21 protein-coding genes, 1 tRNA gene and 1 pseudogene are annotated in these 21,556 nt (G+C 53.0%); 18 read left to right on the top strand and 5 right to left on the bottom strand.

Annotated elements, in window-relative coordinates:
- The first annotated feature begins 118 nt into the window (after nucleotides 1-118).
- From DK507_RS12415 to rpmE, 14 genes and pseudogenes are all read left to right on the top strand, one after another.
- Nucleotides 119-517 (top strand): MAPEG family protein, encoded by a 399-nt coding sequence (locus tag DK507_RS12415; RefSeq protein WP_109356678.1) that lies wholly within the window; start codon nucleotides 119-121, stop codon nucleotides 515-517.
- Nucleotides 518-528: 11 nt separating this feature from the next.
- Complete coding sequence (locus tag DK507_RS12420; protein ID WP_216822389.1) at nucleotides 529-2,235, top strand: amidohydrolase family protein; 1,707 nt, start codon at nucleotides 529-531, stop codon at nucleotides 2,233-2,235.
- 188 nt (nucleotides 2,236-2,423) lie between these two features.
- Nucleotides 2,424-3,161 (top strand): annotated as a pseudogene (rpsB, locus tag DK507_RS12425) (30S ribosomal protein S2); the annotation flags it as partial.
- Between the two features lie 422 nt (nucleotides 3,162-3,583).
- Nucleotides 3,584-4,507: a translation elongation factor Ts gene (gene tsf / locus DK507_RS12430; RefSeq protein ID WP_109356680.1), complete on the top strand. Its 924-nt coding sequence runs from the start codon at nucleotides 3,584-3,586 to the stop codon at nucleotides 4,505-4,507.
- A gap of 128 nt (nucleotides 4,508-4,635) precedes the next feature.
- Nucleotides 4,636-5,358 (top strand): UMP kinase, encoded by a 723-nt coding sequence (gene pyrH / locus DK507_RS12435; protein WP_109356681.1) that lies wholly within the window; start codon nucleotides 4,636-4,638, stop codon nucleotides 5,356-5,358.
- 19 nt (nucleotides 5,359-5,377) lie between these two features.
- The gene (gene frr, locus DK507_RS12440) at nucleotides 5,378-5,935 is read left to right on the top strand and encodes a ribosome recycling factor (protein WP_109356682.1); all 558 of its coding nucleotides are present in this window, start codon (nucleotides 5,378-5,380) and stop codon (nucleotides 5,933-5,935) included.
- Between the two features lie 26 nt (nucleotides 5,936-5,961).
- Complete coding sequence (locus tag DK507_RS12445; protein ID WP_301950675.1) at nucleotides 5,962-6,699, top strand: isoprenyl transferase; 738 nt, start codon at nucleotides 5,962-5,964, stop codon at nucleotides 6,697-6,699.
- A 3-nt stretch (nucleotides 6,700-6,702) separates the two neighbouring features.
- On the top strand, nucleotides 6,703-7,509 hold the full coding sequence (locus tag DK507_RS12450; protein ID WP_109356684.1) for a phosphatidate cytidylyltransferase: 807 nt from the start codon (nucleotides 6,703-6,705) through the stop codon (nucleotides 7,507-7,509).
- Nucleotides 7,506-8,678: a 1-deoxy-D-xylulose-5-phosphate reductoisomerase gene (gene dxr / locus DK507_RS12455; RefSeq protein WP_109356685.1), complete on the top strand. Its 1,173-nt coding sequence runs from the start codon at nucleotides 7,506-7,508 to the stop codon at nucleotides 8,676-8,678. The genes DK507_RS12450 and dxr overlap by 4 nt, the downstream gene beginning before the upstream one ends.
- Nucleotides 8,675-9,799 carry an RIP metalloprotease RseP gene (rseP, locus tag DK507_RS12460; protein WP_109356686.1) on the top strand — a complete coding sequence of 375 codons (1,125 nt, stop codon included), beginning with the start codon at nucleotides 8,675-8,677 and terminating at the stop codon, nucleotides 9,797-9,799. The genes dxr and rseP overlap by 4 nt, the downstream gene beginning before the upstream one ends.
- Before the next feature lie 146 nt (nucleotides 9,800-9,945).
- Nucleotides 9,946-12,666: an outer membrane protein assembly factor BamA gene (bamA, locus tag DK507_RS12465; RefSeq protein WP_109357670.1), complete on the top strand. Its 2,721-nt coding sequence runs from the start codon at nucleotides 9,946-9,948 to the stop codon at nucleotides 12,664-12,666.
- On the top strand, nucleotides 12,666-13,307 hold the full coding sequence (locus DK507_RS12470) for an OmpH family outer membrane protein (protein WP_109356687.1): 642 nt from the start codon (nucleotides 12,666-12,668) through the stop codon (nucleotides 13,305-13,307). Before bamA ends, DK507_RS12470 begins: the two co-directional genes overlap by 1 nt.
- A gap of 8 nt (nucleotides 13,308-13,315) precedes the next feature.
- A complete protein-coding gene (gene fabZ / locus DK507_RS12475) occupies nucleotides 13,316-13,774 on the top strand; it encodes a 3-hydroxyacyl-ACP dehydratase FabZ (protein ID WP_109356688.1) in 459 nt (152 codons plus the stop codon).
- Between the two features lie 120 nt (nucleotides 13,775-13,894).
- Nucleotides 13,895-14,125, top strand: a complete 231-nt coding sequence (gene rpmE, locus DK507_RS12480) for a 50S ribosomal protein L31 (protein WP_108812696.1) — start codon at nucleotides 13,895-13,897, stop codon at nucleotides 14,123-14,125.
- Nucleotides 14,126-14,155: 30 nt separating this feature from the next.
- On the opposite strand, the gene DK507_RS12485 is transcribed toward rpmE, so the two are convergent.
- The 5 genes from DK507_RS12485 to DK507_RS12505 all read right to left on the bottom strand — a co-directional run bounded on the left by DK507_RS12485 (nucleotide 14,156) and on the right by DK507_RS12505 (nucleotide 18,427).
- Nucleotides 14,156-15,025 carry a biotin-dependent carboxyltransferase family protein gene (locus DK507_RS12485; protein WP_162559036.1) on the bottom strand — a complete coding sequence of 290 codons (870 nt, stop codon included), beginning with the start codon at nucleotides 15,023-15,025 and terminating at the stop codon, nucleotides 14,156-14,158.
- 74 nt (nucleotides 15,026-15,099) lie between these two features.
- Entirely contained in the window at nucleotides 15,100-15,780 is a 681-nt protein-coding gene (locus DK507_RS12490; protein ID WP_162559037.1) for an allophanate hydrolase subunit 1, read from the bottom strand.
- The gene (pxpA, locus tag DK507_RS12495; RefSeq protein ID WP_162559038.1) at nucleotides 15,777-16,535 is read right to left on the bottom strand and encodes a 5-oxoprolinase subunit PxpA; all 759 of its coding nucleotides are present in this window, start codon (nucleotides 16,533-16,535) and stop codon (nucleotides 15,777-15,779) included. The genes DK507_RS12490 and pxpA overlap by 4 nt, the downstream gene beginning before the upstream one ends.
- Nucleotides 16,532-17,752: an Nramp family divalent metal transporter gene (locus DK507_RS12500; protein ID WP_109356692.1), complete on the bottom strand. Its 1,221-nt coding sequence runs from the start codon at nucleotides 17,750-17,752 to the stop codon at nucleotides 16,532-16,534. Before DK507_RS12500 ends, pxpA begins: the two co-directional genes overlap by 4 nt.
- Before the next feature lie 33 nt (nucleotides 17,753-17,785).
- The gene (locus tag DK507_RS12505; RefSeq protein ID WP_109357671.1) at nucleotides 17,786-18,427 is read right to left on the bottom strand and encodes a 2OG-Fe(II) oxygenase; all 642 of its coding nucleotides are present in this window, start codon (nucleotides 18,425-18,427) and stop codon (nucleotides 17,786-17,788) included.
- A gap of 107 nt (nucleotides 18,428-18,534) precedes the next feature.
- On the opposite strand from DK507_RS12505, the gene gspJ reads away from it, so the two are divergent.
- The 4 genes from gspJ (at nucleotide 18,535) to DK507_RS12525 (ending at nucleotide 21,509) form a co-directional block, all read left to right on the top strand.
- Nucleotides 18,535-19,161: a type II secretion system minor pseudopilin GspJ gene (gene gspJ / locus DK507_RS12510; protein ID WP_162559039.1), complete on the top strand. Its 627-nt coding sequence runs from the start codon at nucleotides 18,535-18,537 to the stop codon at nucleotides 19,159-19,161.
- The gene (gspK, locus tag DK507_RS12515) at nucleotides 19,158-20,147 is read left to right on the top strand and encodes a type II secretion system minor pseudopilin GspK (RefSeq protein WP_109356694.1); all 990 of its coding nucleotides are present in this window, start codon (nucleotides 19,158-19,160) and stop codon (nucleotides 20,145-20,147) included. Before gspJ ends, gspK begins: the two co-directional genes overlap by 4 nt.
- A gap of 103 nt (nucleotides 20,148-20,250) precedes the next feature.
- Nucleotides 20,251-20,327, top strand: a tRNA-His gene (locus DK507_RS12520).
- A 132-nt stretch (nucleotides 20,328-20,459) separates the two neighbouring features.
- A complete protein-coding gene (locus DK507_RS12525) occupies nucleotides 20,460-21,509 on the top strand; it encodes a Glu/Leu/Phe/Val dehydrogenase (protein WP_109356695.1) in 1,050 nt (349 codons plus the stop codon).
- The last annotated feature ends 47 nt before the right edge of the window (nucleotides 21,510-21,556 follow it).

Here is a 21,556-nt window from a genome sequence, read left to right on the forward strand (position 1 = left end):
TCAAGTTGTACGATGGTCAGGCTTAGCCTGTTTTCAAAGGTCCGATCTTATCCAATTACATAATGGTCTTCCGTTTCATCCCCTCTATGATCGGCCGGTCGAAAGAGAGAGAGTGTGAATGCCGGTAGACCCTTATATCTATGTAGTTATCGTCAGCGCGCTCGCGCTGCTGGCTTACTATTTCACTCTGCTGATGGCTGGTTTGGCGCGGGGCAGGTTCAAAATTGAAGCGCCATCGCACAGCGGCCCTCCGGAATATGAACGCTATGTTCGTGCCCATCATAATACACTTGAGCATCTGGTTCTGTTCCTGCCCGGGTTGTGGCTCTTCGCTTACGCGGTCAACCCGGTCTGGGCTGCCGGGATTGGACTAGTCTGGCCCGTCATGCGCGTGGGCTATGCCTTGGGTTATCATAGGGCATCGGAAAAGCGGTTGCTGTGGATTTACCTCAGCATGCCGCCCATATACATTTTTGTTCTGGGCTCGCTTATCGGCGGCCTGATGCAGGCAATCTGAGGATGAGAGAGATGACTATGGAACATGATCTGGTGATCCGGGGAGGTACTATTGCCGATGGCAGTGGCGGCGCGCTTATTGAAGGTGACATAGCTGTTTCCGATGGTAAAATCTCTGCCATAGGAGAGGTAACCGGTAGTGGCCGCGAAGAAATTGATGCCACTGACCGGATTGTGACGCCGGGTTTTATCGATGTGCATACCCATTATGATGGCCAGTGCATCTGGGCGGAAGAATTAAGTCCTTCATCCTCGCACGGCGTAACAACCGCGGTAATGGGTAATTGCGGTGTCGGGTTCGCTCCTTGCCGAAAAGACGACCATGATCTGCTGATCAATGTCATGGAAGGGGTGGAGGATATACCCGGTGTCGTGATGGCGGATGGCTTGCCATGGAACTGGGAAACATTTCCGGAATATCTGGATACTGTGGCGAAGGGCAAACGCGATATTGATGTCGCCGCTTATCTGCCGCATTCGCCGCTCCGGGTTTATGCCATGGCCGAGCGCGGCGCTTCGCGAGAACCGGCCAATGACGACGATCTGGCGCTTATGCGCAAGCTGTCTAAGGAAGCAATTGAAGCCGGCGCGCTGGGTTTTGCCACTTCACGATTGTCGATACACAAAACGGCGGATGGCGGAAGTATTCCGACATTTGAAGCTGATGTTCAGGAGCTGGAAGCGATTTGTGGCGGAATGGCCGATGCCGGGGCAGGTACATTTCAGGTCGTGCTCGATGCCTTTGTTGGCTGGGACAAAGAGTATAAGGTGATCGAGCGGGTGGTCGAGGCGAGCGGCCGACCTGCCACCTTTACATTGGCCTCGGGGAATGATGGCCCGCCACGCTGGCGCAAGGTGCTCGACATGATCGATCAAACCAATGCCAGCGGCGGCAAAGCCACGGCGCAGATCATGCCCCGTCCGATTGGCTTGATCGCGGGCCTGGAACTGACGGTGCATCCGTTCGTGCTTTGCCCGAGTTGGTCCAAAATTGCCGACTTGTCTGTTGAGGAGCAGGTCGCTGCGATGCGCGATCCGGAGTTGCGGGAAGCCCTGATCACTGAAGACTTTGAAAAAGGCCACCCGTTTAACGAGCTCGCCCGGGACTGGAACTGGCTGTTCCCGCTGGACGATCCGCCAGATTATGCCCCGCCAAAGGAAATGAGCATGGCTGGGCAGGCAAAGGCGAAAGGCTGCTCGCCTCAGGAAATCGCCTATGACCGGCTGTTGGAAACCGAGGGCAAAGGGTTGTTTCTTGCTGCGCTGGGCAATTATGAGGATGCGACGCTCGATAGCGCGCATGAAATGCTCAGTCATCCGCATTGTATCCCAGGCCTTGGCGATGGCGGCGCGCATTATGGCGCAATCTGCGATGCGAGCTATTCAACCTTTTTGCTGACGCAATTTGTTCAAAATCCGGGAGATCTGCGTTTTGACCTTGCCGAGGCGGTACATATGCTGTCGCACAAAGCGGCCAAAGCGGTCGGGCTGCCGGAGCGTGGCTTGCTGAAGCCGGGGGCCAAGGCTGATATCAATGTCATCAACCTGGACGGCTTGAAACTACACCTGCCTGAAATCGTACGTGATCTGCCGGCGGGTGGTCAACGCCTTCATCAGCGCGCGACCGGTTATGATGCTACCATTGTTTCAGGGGAAGTGATCCGTCGATTTGATGAATCAACGGGCGCAAGGCCCGGACAGCTGATCAGGAACGCTTAACAGCGAAGATAGATCAATCTGTCCAGTCCTGCCGCGTTTCCGAAGTTTAGGCTTGCATTTCGCGCCGCATCGCTCTAACGGCACGCTCATTCCACATGGAAAGCGCTCATACCGGTGCTGATACCGGCCTTTCAGGTCGTTTGAGGTTCTCAGCTTTCCAGAGGCATAACCGGATAAGGAGAAATATTATGGCGGCCCCTGTCGTCACCCTACAGCAATTGATTGAAGCCGGATCGCATTTCGGCCACCAGACCCACCGCTGGAATCCAAAGATGAAACCGTACATCTTTGGAGCCCGTAACGGCGTCCACATTCTTGACCTTTCGCAGAGCGTTCCTTTGTTCGCTCGCGCGCTTGATTTCATTGCAAATGCAGTGTCTTCCGGCGGCAAGGTCCTTTTCGTTGGTACCAAGCGTCAGGCACAAGAGCCTATCGCAGAAGCAGCCCGTGCAAGCGGACAACATTTCGTCAACCATCGCTGGCTCGGCGGCATGCTGACCAACTGGAAAACCATTTCCAACTCGATCCGCCGGATGAAGACGCTCGAAGAGCAGCTTTCCGGTGACATGGCTGGCTTCACCAAGAAAGAAGCCCTGCAGATGACGCGTGAGCGCGACAAGCTGGAACTGTCTTTGGGCGGTATCCGCGACATGGGCGGTATTCCCGACGTGATGTTCGTGATTGACGCCAACAAGGAAGAGCTCGCGATTAAAGAAGCCAATGTTCTTGGTATTCCGGTTGTGGCGATCCTCGATTCTAACGTCGACCCCAGCAACATCGCTTTCCCGGTACCGGGCAATGATGACGCGGCGCGCGCCATTCGTCTTTACTGCGAATCCGTGGCTGCAGCTGCGACCAAAGGCGGCCAGGAAGCGGCTGTGGCATCTGGTAAGGATTTGGGCGCCGAAGTGGCTCCTCCGGTAGAAGCCATTGTTTCCAGCGAAGCCAATGCAAGTGCAATGGCCGCTGGTGAAGCGGCTGCAGTTGCAGAGATGGAAGCGGCACCGGCTGAAGCGCCTGCGGCTGAAGAAGCTCCTGCTGCAGCAGAAAAACCGGCAGAAGAAAAGCCTGCTGAAGAAGCAAAAGCTCCTGCCAAAAAACCAGCTGCCAAAAAGGCACCAGCCAAGAAAGCAGCTGCAAAAAAGGCACCAGCCAAGAAAGCGCCAGCTAAAAAAGCTGCCGCTAAAAAGGACGACGACAAGAAAGCCGACGAAAAGGCCTAAGCTTGAAGCGTCTTGGTGCGGTCATATATTGACCGCATAGGAAAATGGCGGGGCGGCATAGGTGCTGCCCCTTCATTTTATTAGAAGCATTACATTCTCACACACGAAATTGAGGAACTAGGAACATGGCTATTACAGCAGCAGCAGTGAAAGAACTGCGTGAGCGCACCGGCGCTGGCATGATGGATTGCAAAAAAGCATTGAACGAAACAAATGGTGACGTGGAAGCAGCGGTTGATTTGCTGCGCACCAAGGGCCTTGCTGCCGCTCAGAAGAAATCTAGCCGTACCGCGGCTGAAGGCCTTGTCGGCGTGGCCGTATCCGGTACCAAAGGCGTTGCTGTTGAAGTGAACAGTGAAACCGACTTTGTTGCCAAGAATGACCAGTTCCAAGCCTTTGTAACCGGCGTGACCGAAGTTGCATTGGGTCTGGGCAGCGATGATGTCGAAGCTCTGGCAGCAGCAGACTATCCTGCTGGCGGTACGGTTCAGGACACTCTGACCAACAATATCGCAACCATCGGTGAAAACCAGGCGATCCGCCGGATGAAAACCGTTGCGGTCAGCAGCGGTACCGTTGTGCCTTATGTCCATAATGCCGTGACGCCTACAATGGGCAAAATCGGCGTGCTGGTCGCGCTGGAAAGCACCGCCGGCGCTGACGTTCTGGAGCCGCTCGGTAAACAGATCGCCATGCATATTGCTGCGGCCTTCCCATTGGCGTTGAACGCTGATGGTCTGGATCAGGACATGCTGGAGCGCGAGCGCGCAATTGCCGCTGAAAAAGCCGCTGAATCCGGCAAGCCAGCGAATATCGTCGAGAAAATGGTCGACGGCGCGATGGCGAAATTTGCTAAAGAAAACGCGCTGCTCAGCCAGATTTTCGTCATGGACAATAAAACGCCAATCGCTCAGGTCGTCGAGCAAGCTGGCAAGGATGCTGGCGCTGAAATCAAGCTGATCGAATATGTTCGCTTCCAGCTTGGCGAAGGTATCGAGAAGAAAGAAGAAGATTTTGCAGCGGAAGTGGCTGCAACGCTCGGAAGCTAAACAACCAAATTTGCGTCCAAATATCAGTTGGACGCATTAACACTTGGCGCAATGGCGCGGACTATCTATGGTCTGCGCCATTGTCGTATTTGGTGCTGATACATGACAGTTAGCGGGATGGAGTTTGCATGAAAAGACCAGCGTTTAAGCGCATTTTGCTGAAGCTTTCTGGCGAGGCGTTGATGGGGTCCGGAGAATTCGGAATCGATCCGGAAACGGTGAATCGGATCGCGGCCGAAGTGAAGTCTGCGAAAGAAGCGGGTTATGAGTTATGTCTGGTCGTCGGCGGCGGGAACATATTCCGCGGACTGGCGGCAGCGGCTAAAGGTTTCGATAGGACCAGCGCGGACTATATGGGCATGCTGGCCACAGTAATGAATGCGCTTGCCGTGCAAAATGCGCTCGAACAAATGGGGTGTGACACACGGGTTTTGTCAGCCATTCCAATGGCAAGCGTTTGCGAGCCCTATATTCGCCGCAAAGCAGTCCGGCATCTCGAAAAAGGCCGAATCGTTATATTCGCGGCCGGCACCGGCAACCCGTATTTTACGACCGATACAGCCGCGGCCTTGCGCGCGGCGGAAATGGGCTGTGAAGCTCTGTTTAAAGGGACTAGCGTGGACGGTGTCTATGACGCTGATCCGAAAACCAATCCGGATGCGACGCGCTATGATGCGCTGAGCTTCGATCAGGTGCTGACCGATAATTTGAAGGTTATGGATGCCAGTGCTGTAGCGCTGTGCCGTGAAAATAATATTCCGATTGTTGTTTTTACCATCCGTGAGCAAGGCAATCTGGCGACTGTCCTTGGCGGTGGCGGTACGGCGACCATCGTCGGTGCAACAGAATAGATATTGGGAGAATTGAGCGATGGCACAATATGATAAAGGCAGCCTTGAAAAGCGGATGAGTGCTTCTCTTGAGGCTTTGAAGCATGATCTGAGCGGACTACGGACAGGGCGTGCCAACACGGCGTTGCTCGATAGCATAACGGTAGAAGTTTATGGCGCAAAGATGCCGCTCAACCAGGTGGCAACAGTGTCCGTGCCAGAGCCCCGCATGCTGTCTATTCAAGTCTGGGACAAGGGCAATATTCAGCCGGTGGAAAAAGCCGTACGGTCCGCGGGATTGGGTCTTAATCCTATGGTTGATGGTCCCAATATCCGGCTGCCCATTCCCGACCTGACCGAAGAGCGCCGTAAGGAGCTGGCCAAGATGACTGGTCAGTTTGCTGAAAAAGCACGGATTGCAATCCGCAATGTCCGGCGCGACGGCATGGATGACATCAAAGCCGATGAGAATAAGAAGGAAATCGGTGAAGATGACAAGAAACGGTTGGAGACAGAGGTTCAAAAACTGACCGACCAGATGATCGAAGAAGCAGACAAGCTGTCATCTGCCAAAGAACAGGAAATCCTCACGCAGTGAGGCTGGCGCCATCCAAGAAAGGATCGATCGATCCAGATACGCAGGGATCACACGTAGCTGACCTGACCTATGGCGCGCGTCACGTCGCGATCATTATGGACGGCAATGGTCGCTGGGCAAAAAAGAAACATTTGCCGCGGGCAATGGGCCATAAAAAGGGTGTCGAGACTGTTCGCAGCATTGTTCGGGTTGCAGGAGAAATGGGTATCGAGGCGCTGACCCTCTATGCTTTCTCTTCAGAAAACTGGAGCAGGCCAGCTGATGAAATCACTGATTTGATGGGTTTGCTCCGCCAATATATTCAGTCGGACATTGATGAATTTGACGAAAACGGCATTCGCCTGAAGGTCATTGGAAACTACAAGGCACTCGACAGTGATATTGTGCAATTGATCGACAATGCTCTGGAGCGGACGGCTGACAACAACAAGATGACGCTCGCCATTGCTTTGAACTACGGTGCACAGGACGAAATGCTGAGGGCGGTGCAGAATATTGCTGAGGCTGTGAAGCGTGGTGATGTAGAGCCAGATCAGATTAACATTAGCCATATGTCTGGAGCCCTGGATACCGCCGGACTGCCACCGCTTGATCTTTTGATCCGTACATCTGGCGAATTGCGTCTTTCCAATTTCCTGCTTTGGCAGGCGGCCTATTCCGAGCTCTATTTTACCGATGCCCTATGGCCAGACTTTGATAAAAGAGAGCTGCAGAGCGCTTTGAAATCATTTGGGGACCGGGAACGCCGTTTCGGCGGACGTTGAGTCATGAACGATCCCGCCAGTCCTGTAAAAAAGCCGCCGAATGAACTGTTGACCCGGATCATTGTCGGCGTTGCACTGGTGGCAGTAACGGTCGTTACGCTTGTAGTGGGCGACCATGAAATTGGCAGGCACGCTTTGTGGTTTTTGGTGATACTAATGTCACTGGGCATAATGTCTGAATGGGCTGAACTGACGGGGCGACTGGAGAATAAGCGCCTTGCCCTTTATGCCCTGTCAGTCCCACTTGCGATCATGTCATATCTGGCCGCCGGACCGTCGTTTCTTGCACTGGGACTATTACTCGGCGCGGCGATGTTCATCGCGGTTTTTGACCGCTCGATAAAATTGTCTCTGGGGATAATTTATGCTGGATTACCAGCGCTTTCCGTCCTGTATCTGCGAGGCACTGATAATGGGTTGCTTATTTTGTTCTGGACGCTGGCACTGGTCTGGGCGACGGATATCGGTGCCTATTTTTCAGGCCGTGCGATCGGCGGACCAAAGCTGGCACCGACCTATAGCCCAAACAAAACCTGGGCGGGATTGATCGGGGGCGTGATTGTGACAGCCTTGTTCAGTTTTGCCCTGCACGTTTACTTTCAACTGCCGTTCCGTCTGGTCCTGCTGAGCATTCCGCTGGCTGTGCTCGCTCAAATGGGCGACTTGTTTGAGAGCCAGATGAAACGGCAGGCAGGGGTCAAGGATAGCGGCACCATATTCCCCGGCCACGGCGGAGTCATGGACAGGCTGGATGGCCTGATTCCGGTCGCACCTGTTGTTGCGATCATCATATTATTTGGCGGCCAATGAACCACGCATCACCCAGAACTATTTCCATATTCGGGGCCACTGGTTCGGTAGGTACATCCACGCTCGACCTTGTTCGTCTGGAGCGTGACAAATATCGCATTCTTGCACTGACCGCGAATAGCAATGCTGAAGAACTGGCGAAGCTGGCCATTGAATTTGACGCTGAGATCGCCGTTATCGCTGATAGCAATCAATATGAAGCCCTCAAAAACCTGCTAACCGGCACAAAAACCGAAGTTGCCGCCGGGCCGGAACGGCTGGTTGACGCTGCCGCGCTGGGTGCTGACTGGACAATGGCTGCAATCGTTGGCTGTGCCGGTTTGCCGCCAACACTGGCGGCCTTGAAGTGCGGAAAGACAGTCGCGCTGGCTAATAAAGAGGCTCTGGTTTCCGCCGGCGCGCTGATGATGGCGCAGGCCAGGGCGGCCGGCGCAACGTTGCTACCGGTAGATTCAGAACATAATGCAATCTTCCAGTCCTTACAGGGCGGGCGCGTTGATCAGGTTCGCAAGATTACGCTGACGGCCAGCGGCGGACCCTTCCGAACATGGTCCAGAGAACAGATGGCGTCGGTCACACCAGAGCAGGCCGTGGCGCATCCCAATTGGGACATGGGTGCCAAGATATCTGTCGATAGTGCCACCATGATGAACAAGGGGCTTGAGCTGATTGAGGCCCATCATCTGTTTCCGGTTGGTTTGGAGAATATTGACATATTGGTCCATCCACAATCGGTTATTCATTCCATGGTGGAATATAAGGACCGGTCCACATTGGCGCAGTTGGGGTCGCCGGATATGCGCATTCCCATCGCCAGCGCGCTGGCCTGGCCAGAACGCATGACAACTGACTGTTTGCCGCTTGATCTGGCCAAAATCACTCGCTTGGACTTTGAAACGCCTGATCATGATCGCTTCCCGGCGATAAAGCTGTCGCGTGACGCCATAGAGGCTGGTGGTGCGGTTCCGGCCATATTGAATGCAGCCAACGAAATTGCGGTTGCAGCCTTCCTGAAGGAAGATGTTCAGTTTCTGGAAATCACTGAGATTGTATCGCGCATTATTGACAGCTATAGCCCGCCGGTACCCAATGATCTTGTGGATATTTTTGGGATTGATAGAGAAGTGCGGGAACGAACCGCAACCATGATTGAGGATGTTAGAGTTTGACTGAAAATCCAGGCATATTGCTGACTTTATTTGCTTTTTTGCTTACTATCGGTGTGCTCGTCTTCATCCATGAAATGGGGCACTATCTGGTTGGACGCTGGTGCGGTGTAAAGGCCGATACGTTCGCCATCGGTTTTGGCAAGGAACTGGTCGGCTGGAATGACAAGCGCGGCACCAGATGGAAAATCTGCGCATTGCCACTTGGCGGCTATGTCCAGTTTGCTGGAGATATGGATCCCGCCAGTACACCCGGCGACGATTGGCTGAAGTTGCCTCCGGAAGAACGCAATCAAACCTTTCAATCTAAATCCTTATGGCAAAGGGCTGCGATTGTTTTTGCAGGGCCAGCGATTAATTTCCTTTTCGCCATTTTGATTTTAGCGGGCTTCGCCCTGACTTTTGGAGAGAGCGTGACACCACCGGTGGTTGGAACGGTTGCAGAAAATTCGACCGCCGACGGTATCGGTTTGAAGGAAGGCGATAAAATCGTCTCTATTGATGGTGATTCTATTGGCCGTTTTACTGATTTATCGCGCGAAATTTCTATCATTCCTGATGAAACTGTGGAGATCGCCTTCGAGCGGGATGGTACGGTCATCGCAAAAGAAGCCAAAATCGGCGTGCGTATTGAGAAAGATCGGTTCGGAAATGAATACCGGATTGGCCTGCTGGGGATATCGCCGGGTAGCGTCGAACGACGGGATGTCCCGCTATGGGAGGCGCCTATTGTCGCAACGCGTCAGACCGGCGAGATTGTGGATCTCATCGTGACAACATTGGGACAGGTGATCAGCGGCCGAAGGTCGGTTACAGAATTAGGTGGACCGCTTAAAATTGCACAGGTTTCAGGTGAACAATTTGTTGCTGGGCTGAGCCAGTTCATATTCTTTGTAGCGTTAATCTCAATTAACTTAGGGTTCATCAACCTCCTGCCAATCCCCATGCTCGATGGTGGGCATTTGATGTTCTATGCCATAGAAGCGGTCCGGCGAAAGCCTGCTAATCCTATGGTTCAGGAATGGGCGTTTCGATCGGGTTTTGCACTGGTGGTAATGTTCATGTTGGTGGTGACGTTTAATGATTTGGCCTCTTTTGGATTATTCAGGGCAATCTCTGGTTAACAGCCTGTTGATTGACCATTGATTGATCGCTCCGGTTGGGGCAGGGGGTTTCGCAAAACTTGATGCATTTATGCACTGGTTAGTATTTTTGAGTTTTAGGCGTGAAAGCGAGTTTGTCTGTGAAGCATAAAAAACGGCTCCTGCCCATGTTGTTGAGTGGTACCATATTGGCAGGCATTTCGGTGCCAGCCTATGCACAGGAAGCGCCGGCGGTTGAGCCTGTCCTGCCTGTCGACAACACGATCAGATCTATCGTGGTAAATGGCTCTCAGCGGCTGGAATCAGGAACTGTCCTTTCTTACATGAAGCTGCGGGTTGGGCAGACCTACACGCAGGAAGCTGCCGACCAGGCCCTCAAGGACCTGTTCGAAACAGAATTGTTCAAGGATGTCAGCATCCGTAATAATGCCGGTGCGGTTGTTATCGAAGTTGTTGAAAATCCTGTGATCAACCGGATATTGCTGGAAGGCAATAAGCGGATCAAAGAGGACAAAATCCGTCCGGAAATCCGCTTGGCACCGCGACAGATTTTCACTCGTTCCAAAGTGCGCGCCGACGTGGCCCGGATCGTCGAGCTATACAAACGCAAGGGGCGGTTTGCGGCCAGTGTCGAGCCAAAAATGGTTCAACTTGACCAGAACCGTGTTGATATTGTTTTTGAAGTCAATGAAGGCCCGAAATCCAAGGTTCAGCAGATCAACATCATCGGAAATGAAGTGTTTTCGGATGGCAAGCTGCGCGGCGAAATGGCTACAAAACAGGCCCGTTTTTATCGTTTTTTCAGTTCGAGCGATACTTATGACCCGGACCGGTTAGCTTTTGACCAGCAGAAGTTACGTCAATTCTATTTGACCGAAGGCTATGCAGATTTTCGCGTGATTTCGGCTGTGGCGGAACTAACACCGGACAAAAAAGACTTCATCATCACCTATGTTGTGGAAGAGGGCGATCGCTACAAATTTGGCGACGTTACAGTTGAAAGCGAAATTCGAGATTTCACTTCAGAAACGTTGACCCCGCTTTTACCGATGAAAGAAGGCGACTTTTACAACGCGAAGCAAGTGGAGGACACAGTGGAAAGCCTGTCCGAGACTGCTGGTTTGTTTGGCTATGCCTTTGCCGATGTCCGCCCGGAATTTACGCGCGATAAAGAAACCCTGACCATGGGGATCAACTTTCAGGTTGCCGAGAGTGATCGTGTCTATGTCGAGCGTATTGATATCAATGGTAATACGCTGACCGTCGATAAAGTGGTACGGCGCGAATTCCGCTTGAATGAAGGCGATGCGTTTAACAGTTTTCAAGTCAAACGCTCGGCCAACCGGATCAAGTCTCTTGGCTTTTTCCAGGATGAACTGGAAATTGAACAGAAACAGGGCAGTGCACCCGACCGGATCATATTGGAAGCCAATGTAGAAGAACGAGCAACCGGTGAATTACAGCTGTCAGCCGGTTTCTCCAGTGTTGAGAACTTCATTCTTCAGGCCTCTGTCCGCCAACGTAACTTCCGCGGCAAAGGCCAGGAATTGCGTGCAAGTGTCAGCTATTCCAGCTTCTCTCAATCGATCGAATTCGGATTCACCGAACCATATCTGTTCGACCGGAATATTGCCGTTGGTGTCGATGTCTTCCGCCGTGATTTGAACAGCTTCAACTTTGTCGGCAATGACCGTGAGACGACATTTGAGCAGCTGACAACCGGTTTCCAGGTTCGTGCGGGCGTACCGATCACCGAATATCTATCTGCTTCACTACGCTACGGCCTGAGCTTTGATGACGTGACGCTGGACAGGGATTTGTTTTTCACTGACTCTAATAGTGATGGCGATCGTGGCAACAGCCCAGAAGATACCTGTGACCCTCTGGTTGCCGGCCGTTTTCTATGCGATGCGCTCGGTAAGCGTACCACCTCCTCAATCGGCGCGTCGCTGATCTATGATGATCGCGACAACCGGGTCCGCCCGACGCGCGGTCAAACTATCGTCGGCAGTCTCGATTTTGCCGGTTTGGGAGGCAGCGTCAAATATTTGAGGGGACGCCTTAATGCGGCGAAATATTGGCGTCCATTTGGTCAGTTCATTTTCTCGATAAGCGGCGAGGCCGGGTATATTCATCCGCTGGAAAATCGCGGCAGTGCCGCAGATGGCATTGATGATGTTCGATTGACCGACCGGTTCTTCCTAGGCGAACCGCAAATTCGTGGCTTTGGCATTCGTGGGGTTGGCCCTCGGGTTGTTCGGAACTTCACGCAGCCGGCGCTGGATGATGATGGCAATCCATTTAACCAGATCATCATCAACGAAAATCAACGCACGGATGACGCTATCGGCGGGCGGGCATACTATTTGGCGCGGGCTGAATTGGAGATTCCCCTTGGTTCTGGAGCCCGTGAGTTGGGTTTGAGGCCTTCGATCTTTGTTGATGCCGGTGCGGTGTTTAAGGTCACTACTCCGATTTTACAAAACCCTCAGTTTGTCGGAAGACTTCAGGAACGCGACGCGAATGGTGCTGGTGTAACAATCGGGCGTGTTGATGACGCCGGTATGCCGGTTCTCGATGAGAATGATGTGCAGATTCAGGATCCGGTCTTTGTTGATAATGCTCTGGGTTTCTTGAGAACAGATCCTAATGGCAACGCTATTATTACACCGCAAGCCACTGACGCCAACGGTAATCCATTTCCGGTCGCGACCACATTCACAGAAAGCTTCTTTGGCGATACTGCCAGTCCCCGTGTTTCCGTTGGCATAGGTGTCAACTGGAATTCCCCATTCGGTCCATTCAGGATTGATGTCGCCCGCGCTTTGCTGAAAGAGCCCGGCGATGATACTAAGCTATTTACTTTCAATGTAGGAACACAATTCTAATGACATTTTCAACTAAGACACTTTTGAAATCAGCGGCATTGGCCGTTGCAACCTTGTCTGTCCCAGCGGTTGTCGCCTCGCCGGCGGCTGCGCAATCCAGAACCAGCATCGGCGTCGCGAATTATGAAGCGGCAGTTGTTCGGTCACAAGCTTACCGGACGGCCGTGGAGCAGATGAAAACAACCTATAAGGCAGATATTGATGCGACCAACGCGCGTGCAACGGCTTTACAGACAGAACTGAAACCTCTGGTCGATGCCTACAACGCAGCGGTTCAGCAGCCAGGTGCTACAGCACAGACGGTGCAACCACAGGCACAGGCCTTGCAACAGAAGCGTCAATCCGGTCAGCAAGAACTTGCTCGCCTGCAACAGCGTGTCACATTGGCCACGGCTTATGTGGAAGAGCAGGTCGGCATGAAACTCAATGACGCGATCAAGGCGGCGATGAAAGCCAAAAATGTTGATCTTGTGCTGCAACCCCAAGCTGTTGTCGCACGTGAGCCTTATGTTGACATAACCGAATCCATCGTAGCGGAACTCAACAAGCTGGTTCCTTCCGCGACAATTACACCGCCAGCTGGATGGAAGCCTGGTCAGGCACAGCAGCCGGCCGCAACTGAACAACCTTCCGGTCGTTAATAACCGCTATGTCTGAATCGCTGGATTATGACGTAACAAAGGTGATGGCGGTGTTGCCGCACCGCTATCCCATGTTGCTGGTCGATCGTGTGGAAGAATTGGTCAAGGACGAGTCGATTCGTGCGGTGAAAGCCGTCACGATGAATGAAGGCTTCTTCCAGGGGCATTTCCCCGGACGACCGATCATGCCAGGCGTTATGATTGTCGAGGCTTTGGCCCAGGCTGCCGGCGTTTTGGCGATGGAAAGCTTTGGACTGGTTGGTTCTGGCAAGCTCGTTTATTTCATGGCCATTGACGGGGCAAAGTTCCGCAATCCCGTGGAGCCAGGCTGCTTGTTGTCGCTCAATGTTGAATTTGTGCAGAAACGTCCACGGGTCTGTAAATTTTCAGGGAAAGCGATGATTGGCGACAAATTGGCCGCTGAGGCCAGCTTTACAGCCATGATTGCTGATCCGCCCAGTTCATAATTGGCAGGATAGACGACAAAAGAATCTTGCACTTTGGAGCGGCGGCAGTTAATGCGCCGCTTCGCATTCTATTATACGCTTAGGGAACTGGTCGGAAACCAGCCCGCTTTGGAGCAAAAAATGAAAAAAGATACGCATCCCGACTATCACATGATCAAGGTCCAGATGACCGATGGCACTGTGTTTGAAACCCGCTCTACCTGGGGCAAAGAGGGCGAAACTTTGCAGCTTGATATTGATCCGACATCGCATCCAGCTTGGACTGGCGGCAACCAGCGCCTTATGGATGCTGGCGGTCAGGTTGCACGTTTCAACAAGCGTTTCGGCGGTTTGTCACTCAAGAAAAATTAAGCTGCGTTTGCAGAGGTTTAGGGCCTCTGCTCACCACAAGCTAACGGCACCAAGCCATGGCGTGAGAAGCGACAGCTTCTGGCGATAAATTTCCGCTGCCCGCAGACTTGAGATTTTTACGAATTGGATTTCCGAGCCTGGGCGCAGTTGCCCGATCAGGTGGCGATCGGCCCTTATCACTTGTGCTATTCGCGGATAGCCTCCGGTTGTTTGCGCATCTGGTCCGAGCAAAAAAGGTTCTCCGTCCGGTGGGCACTGGATTGTGCCTGGAAACACCGGTGCGCTTTGCATCTCTTCGTCATTCTCCATTTCGAGAATAATGCCATGCAAATTGAGCCCCATCCGATTAGCTCTTCGTCCGGCCTGAAACTTTTCTTCAAATAATTTACTTTGAGAATAGGAGGTTAAGGCCGAAATTTCGGGTCCTGTGGTCATCCGTATGATATATTTTCCGGACAGATTGGGGCGCAACCCAATGGGTGTTTCCGTATCCGTCGGATCAGGTTCAGAATTCCCTGTCCACTGGATTTCGTCACCGGCCTTCACGGCGCGACCATGAAAACCTCCCAATCCGGCACCGAGATAGGTGGATTGACCGCCCAAAAGAGACTGGGCGTCTATTTTTCCCGCAACAGCGAGATAGGATCGGCAACCTTGATCTGCCGGACCGATATGAATGTCGTCGCCGGGCTTCATATGGATCCGTTTGTGCAATGGCTGATCTTCGCCGTTGATGCGGAAAAATGAGGCGGCGCCTGTTAAAGCCATAGCACTATGTTTTTCGGCCACAAATTTGGCATCATCCAGAGTGATTTCGATCGCAATCGCGCCTGCAGCTTCGCCGACCAGATGATTGGCCAAGGCGAGGGACAGGTAATCTGCCGCTCCGGCTGCAGGCATACCTAAGTGCCTATGGCCGGAGAATGGGGAACCTTGCAAAGTCGTTTGCAAACCGGGTTTGACAACGGTGAGACTCATTCGCCCAGTTCTCTGGAATATTGTTCCTCGGCAATCTTTTCAAATTCGGCTTTATCAATCGATCGGAATGATACGACTTGATTGGCAGACAAGAGTGCGGGTTGGTTGTTCTCGGGACGAAAAAGGTGAACAGGTGTGCGGCCAATGATCGGCCAGCCACCAGGACTGCTGAAAGAATAGATACAGCTTTGGTCGCCAATGATACCGATCGAACCAGCCCCCACTTTCTGTCGGGGTTTTGGCAATCTGCCGATCTTGGCAATTTCCTCCTGGCATCGCAGATAAGCAAAACCGGGCATGAAACCGAGCATCGTCACAGTGAATGACAAATTGTTATGCCATGCAATCAATGTTGCAGGGGACATTCCCAATTTGTCGGCTATCCATTCCTGGTCGGGTGCGAATATTTTGTCGTAACAAACCGGAACTGTGATGGGCTCCATTTGCGGCACTGCAGCGGCCAGCGGTTGCAGCAGTTGTTCGCGAAGCAGGTCGGACGCTTTATCCGGTGTGATCTGAGCAGGGTCAAACTGTACGGCAACACTTTCTAGTCCGGGAACAATCTCCCGCCACATGGTTTGCTGCCTTAAGGCAGAGCTCGCGGCTTGAACGGCGTCGAGGTCGCCCAATTGGCAAAAAAGCGTGTCATCGCATATGTGAATGTCGACAATATTCACGCTTCCGGTGCCGCAATGGATATGCCTTCAAGCTCCAGTACGCGCCGCATTGCCTTTGCGGTTTCCAAGGCGCCGTCGCTGTCGGAATGAAGGCATAATGTTTCGGCAGGGATTATCTTTGATGCATTTCCGGCCGTCGTGATGGGTTGTCCTTTGACCAAAGCCAGTCCCTGTTTCACGCGCTCGGCATCATTGGCGATAATGGCTCCTTCTTCCGTGCGAGCAACGAGGCGAGAATGCTGCGTATATTGCCGGTCAATAAATGCCTCGGCAATAAAGCGAACGCCGTTTTTGACGGCTTTTTCATGTATTGCAGATTCTGCCATACTGACCAGCGCCAGTTTTTCCATGTGGGTGATCTCGACCAGGATGTCCGCTAGTATTTCATCGTCCTGCGCATCATTATAAAGTGCACCATGCGGTTTCAGATGCGTGATATCTGCCGCTACGTCTTTCGCTACAGCCTTGATTGCCTCTACCTGCTCCAGCAAACTGGCTTTCAATGTGGCAGGTTTAATAGTCATGCTCTGCCGACCGAAATTGGTTCGGTCGGGATAAGAGGGATGGGCACCAGCTGACACGCCTTTTTCTTTCGCGGCAACCAGCATGGCTCGCATCGTTTTTGCCGATCCGGCATGACCACCGCAGGCAATGTTGCAGCTGGAAACAACGTCCATAATGGCAATATCGCGCGCCATGGCTTCGACGCTGTCGTCCTCTCCCAGATCAGCATTGAGGTCGATTGAGAAAGTCATGGCCACCATCCCAAGGCCCGGGCGATGAGCCGGACGCCCAACATGGTCGTGACCACCAATATAATCGCTCCGGCAATATTGCCTTTCCAGCCATTAACGTGACCGCCCAGTAAGGCCCTGTCATTGGCCAGTTTGATAAGGAAAAACGCGATGATAGGGAGGAGCAATCCGTTGGCTATCTGCGCAACGAAGATGATCTCCACCGGTTTGTAGTTCAGCAATGCACCGAAAGTACCGGACAAGATGACAAGCAACGCGCCGATCCTGAACGGGATACGTGATGCACCAGTGCTGGATTTGCCAAAAATCTCCTGCACAATATATCCGGTAGCAAGTGGCGCCGTAATAGCGGAAGTCAATCCTGCGGCAAACAGTCCGGCACCTAGCGTAGCGCTGGCAAAACTGCCGAACAGCGGATTGAGCTGCTCAGCCATATCAACTGCGTTGGAAATCTCTTTGCCGCTTCCGAACAGGCTGGCCGCCGCTGTTGCCAATATTGTAATGGAAACAAGCCCGCCGAGACCGATGGAAAAAGCGCTGTCCGTCTGTGCTTCGGCTAGATCACCCTCCTGTTTCCAGCGTTCCCGTACACTCGCGGCATGGAGGAACAAATTATATGGGACGATTGTTGTGCCAATCAGCGCAATGGCTGTTAACAGCCCGCCTTGGGGAACGGAGGGAATGAAGCCGTTAAAAATTGCCACCATATCGGGGCGGGTGATCAGGAATGTCAGCAAGAAAGACAGGCACATGAACAGCACCATCGCTATCAATATCCGTTCTACCCAGCGCGGTTTGGAAAACAGGATGAGTGCCCCGGCAAGCAAGGCGATAGATCCAATTGCAAGGTTGCGGTTGTTAGAAAAGCTGCCGTTAAGCGCTTCGAGACCCAACAGTGCGCCAGATATATTGCCGGCCTCGTAAGCCGCATTGCCAAGAGCCAAGGCAGCGATAAGCAGCAAAGCCGCCAGCCACCGAAGGGGCGGTGAAGCGACCGTTTGCATCATTGCCTCCGCGAGACCCATACGAGAAACTAGCGCGACCCTAACGGCAATCGATTGTAAAATGATGGTGGTCACGGTGGCAAAGGCCAGCGCCCATATCAATGCAAAGCCGAAATTCGCGCCGGCCAGGGTGCAAGCGGTAACCGTACCAGGACCGATAAAGGCGGCGGAAACCAACATCCCCGGGCCAGGGCGATAACGGGTTATCTTCATGAAATATGCTGCAATCTAATCATTACTGATGACCTAATTCGCCCACGGCCAGGGCCGTTCCCTGAACCATTTTGTAATGACATATTTGGTGCCGCTACGCACTTTCATTCCGTGATGCAGGGTCAGATCATTGGCGCTGCCATCGGCGCCAATGTTGTTCCAGCACAATATGCTGCCAGTCTTTGGCACAAACTTCTTGTTCAGTTTGACGAAGCGCGTGGCCCCGCCGGCGCTCGGTTCATTCAAATAGATCATGAATGTCCAGGTGCGTTGTCCAGATTCAGCGCAGAATTTTTCGAAGTCCTGGCCATTGGGATCAAAATAGTCTGTATGGGCCTTGAATTCCTGTCCCTCCGCATAACGTTGTCCCTGCAACGGTTCACCAAAGGCAGGGTCAATATTGGCAAAGTTGCAGATTTTTTCATCCATTGCCGACACAAATGGGTCATCATGATCCAGATCGCAGGTCTCGCTGGTGCGAAAATAATCATCGCCGTTGGCATCGGCAATTGTTGACGGGCGGCGCTTTTCGTCAATGCGCTGGATAAGCTCCTCGCATTCGCTTCGACCGATAAAATTTTTCAGCATGCAAAGTTCAACGCTTTTGCTGGGATAGCGCTGTACCTTGCCCAACGCGACCAGATAGTCGGCAGAGGTGGTGTTTTGATCTGTCATCAAACGGTCCGAACTCATTCCTAATATGGTGCTCAGACTAAATGAAAATTCGCATGCTGCAACCGCTCTTTGCGGTCCGGCAGAATCGGGATATAGAAAAGCTAACCATGGCAGACACAAATCTCGATCACGGCGATAGTACTGGTGCAGAGCGCGGTTTCACGTTGGTGGAAATGATGGTGGCCCTGTTCATTTTTTCGCTGCTGTCTGTTGCCGGTGTCGTCCTTTTGCGCGGTGCAGTGAACAGTAATGAAGTTACCGACGCCAAGCTCAGCGACATGGCGCAGATGCAGCGGCTCGTATCGTTGATGGAGGCGGATTTGAGTCAGGCGCTCCCACGGCCGCATCGCAATGAAGAGGGGGATCGGGTTGCCGCCTTTGTGAGCGAAACCGGGTCGCAGGGCCGCAGGTTTTTATCCTTCTCCCGCGGCGGACAGAGCAATATCAACAATAAGCCGCGCTCCAATATGCAGCGTGTGTCCTATCAATTGAATGACGGCCGGCTGGAACGCCTGCAATATGAAACAACCGATGGCGGTGCAGTGAGCGAGCCTGCTGTCTTGCTGGATGGTATAAGCGCGCTTCAATTGCGTTTTCGCGACAAGAGAGGGCAGTGGGTTAGTCGTTGGCAGACGGAAAGGCTCAGCGATTTACCGCGCGCGGTCGAAATGCGATTTGATCAGAATGGGCGAAACTATCGTCATGTCTTTCTGATCGGGACCGGTTATTTATGAAGCCGGTTTACGTCGCCAAAAAAAGCGAACGCGGTGCCGCGCTGCTGACTGTTCTGCTTTTGGTTGCGGTCATTGCCGTACTGGCCGCCCATGGGATTGACCGGCTGGCGGGCGCGACCAAACTGGCGGCCAACGCGCGTGAGCTCAGTCAAGCCAAGGCCTATCTGATTGCGGCGGAATCCATCGGCATGCAATCGGCCGAACAAATCGTTAGCCTTTCACCCGGCCGGACGACCAACCTTGGCGGCTGGAACGGTCAGGAACGTAAGTTTCCGGTTCCTGGTGGATTGATCATCGCAGCGCTCACCGATGGCGGAAACTGTTTTAACATCAACAGTCTGGTGAGCCAGACTGACGCGGTGCTTTCGGCTCGACCGGAAGGACAAACGCAATTTGTCCGCTTGATGGAGTTACTGGAAATTCCGCAAGGGCAGGCGGCGGATATTGCAGAGTCTGTTACCGACTGGATTGATAGCGATACGGTTCCATTTCCGCGCGGTGCAGAGGATGAATATTATATCCAACTGGAAACACCCTATCGCACCGCTAATGCAATTATGGTTGATGTCAGCGAGCTGCGCACGGTAAAAGGCGTGACAAGTGATGTTTACGCTCGTCTGGCGCCCTGGCTCTGTGCGTTGCCGACGACTGACTTGTCGCCAATCAATATTAACACACTCCGCCCGGAACAGGCTGTCTTGCTGGCCATGCTGTCCAACAATCCTGATATTGTGCAAACCCGGCAGTTTCTTGGCCGGCGGCCGGAGACCGGTTATGGCAGTCTCAATGACTTTTGGGCAGAACCGTTGCCCGCGGGCTTCCTGGCGCCATCGCAGGTGCAGGGGCAAGTGAAATTGAAAACACGCTGGTTCAGGCTGGACATGGCTGTCGAAATGCAAAGCGCTCTGGTGGAGGAACGGGCTCTGGTCGATGCGGCCCGCCAGCCGGCGCGTCTGGTCCACCGTCAGCGGGGTGATGCACTATGATGATTGTTTCATGTCGTTTTGCTGCGCTAAATACTTGACGTCTGCCCCTATGCATCCCTATGCAGCCCGGCGCAGCAGCTAGTTTGCATGCATTGCGATTATGGCGATCGTAGCTCAGTTGGTTAGAGCGCCGGTTTGTGGTACCGGAGGTCGGGGGTTCGAGACCCCTCGGTCGCCCCATTTTCAAAATCACATATCCCATATATTCAAATGGTTAGGGGTTCCGAGGATATCTTGGGGTGACAAAAGTGTTTTGTAATATTATTACGTTTATACCAAATTATGTTGCTCATCAATTGAGGGGTTTTGCCAATGTCGGTAATGTGGGATTTGCCAGATTTTGACGGCCATGAAGCTGTCCATTTTTTTCACGATGTTGAAACTGGTCTCAGTGCGATTATTGCCCTTCATTCCACCCACTTGGGTCCCGGCGCTGGCGGCACACGCTTTTGGCATTATGAGAATCGCGAAACCGCTGTAACTGACGCTCTGCGCCTGTCGCGCGGGATGAGTTTCAAGAACGCGATGGCTGGACTGCCTCTTGGCGGCGGTAAAGCAGTCATATTAGCGGATCGCAATCGTACCAAATCGCCAGAAATGATGGCCGCTTTCGGGCGGATGATCGATTCTCTGAGTGGCCGTTACGTAACGGCGGAAGATGTTGGCATCAGTACCGCCGATATGGTCGAGGTTTCCAAGCAGACACAATATGTCTCTGGTCTGCCGGTGAGTGATCAAAGTGACGCTGGCGGAGATCCGGGACCGTTTACGGCTATGGGTGTTTACCTTGGTGTTAAGGCTGCGGTGAAGCACAAGTTGGGCCGCGACAGCATGGAAGATATCCATGTTGCGATTCAGGGGGTTGGCAGTGTCGGCGGGGGATTGGCGCGCTTGCTGGCCGAAGATGGTGCGCGGCTGAGCATTGCGGACATCAACAAGGATCATGCGGCCAGTTTAGCTGCGGAGATTGGTGCGACCGTCGTCGGTCTGAACGATGTGATGCGTCTTGAAGCAGATGTTTTCAGTCCCAATGCCTTGGGTGCAGTTCTAGACAAGGTCTCAATTGCCCAGCTTAACGTTCCAATCGTTGCTGGTGGTGCCAATAATCAGCTCGCGACACCGGAAGATGGACAGCGGATTTTTGATCGCGATATTCTTTTTGCACCCGATTACGTCATCAACTCCGGAGGCATCATCAGCGTTGGCCTTGAATATCTAGGCGATAGCGACGTTAATGAGGTCAATAGGCGGGTCGCCAAAATCCCTGCACGACTAACAGAAATCTGGAAAGAAAGCGCAACGAGTAAGCTGCCGTCAGCAGAAGTCGCCGACAATATGGCTCGGGCGCTTATAGGTCGTTAAGGCTTTTTTTACGAGGTTGATGCCTTTACAGCGACAGTAGGTAGCCT

It is taken from the genome of Sphingorhabdus sp. EL138 (genome assembly GCF_900258045.1).
Lineage (GTDB): Bacteria > Pseudomonadota > Alphaproteobacteria > Sphingomonadales > Sphingomonadaceae > Parasphingorhabdus.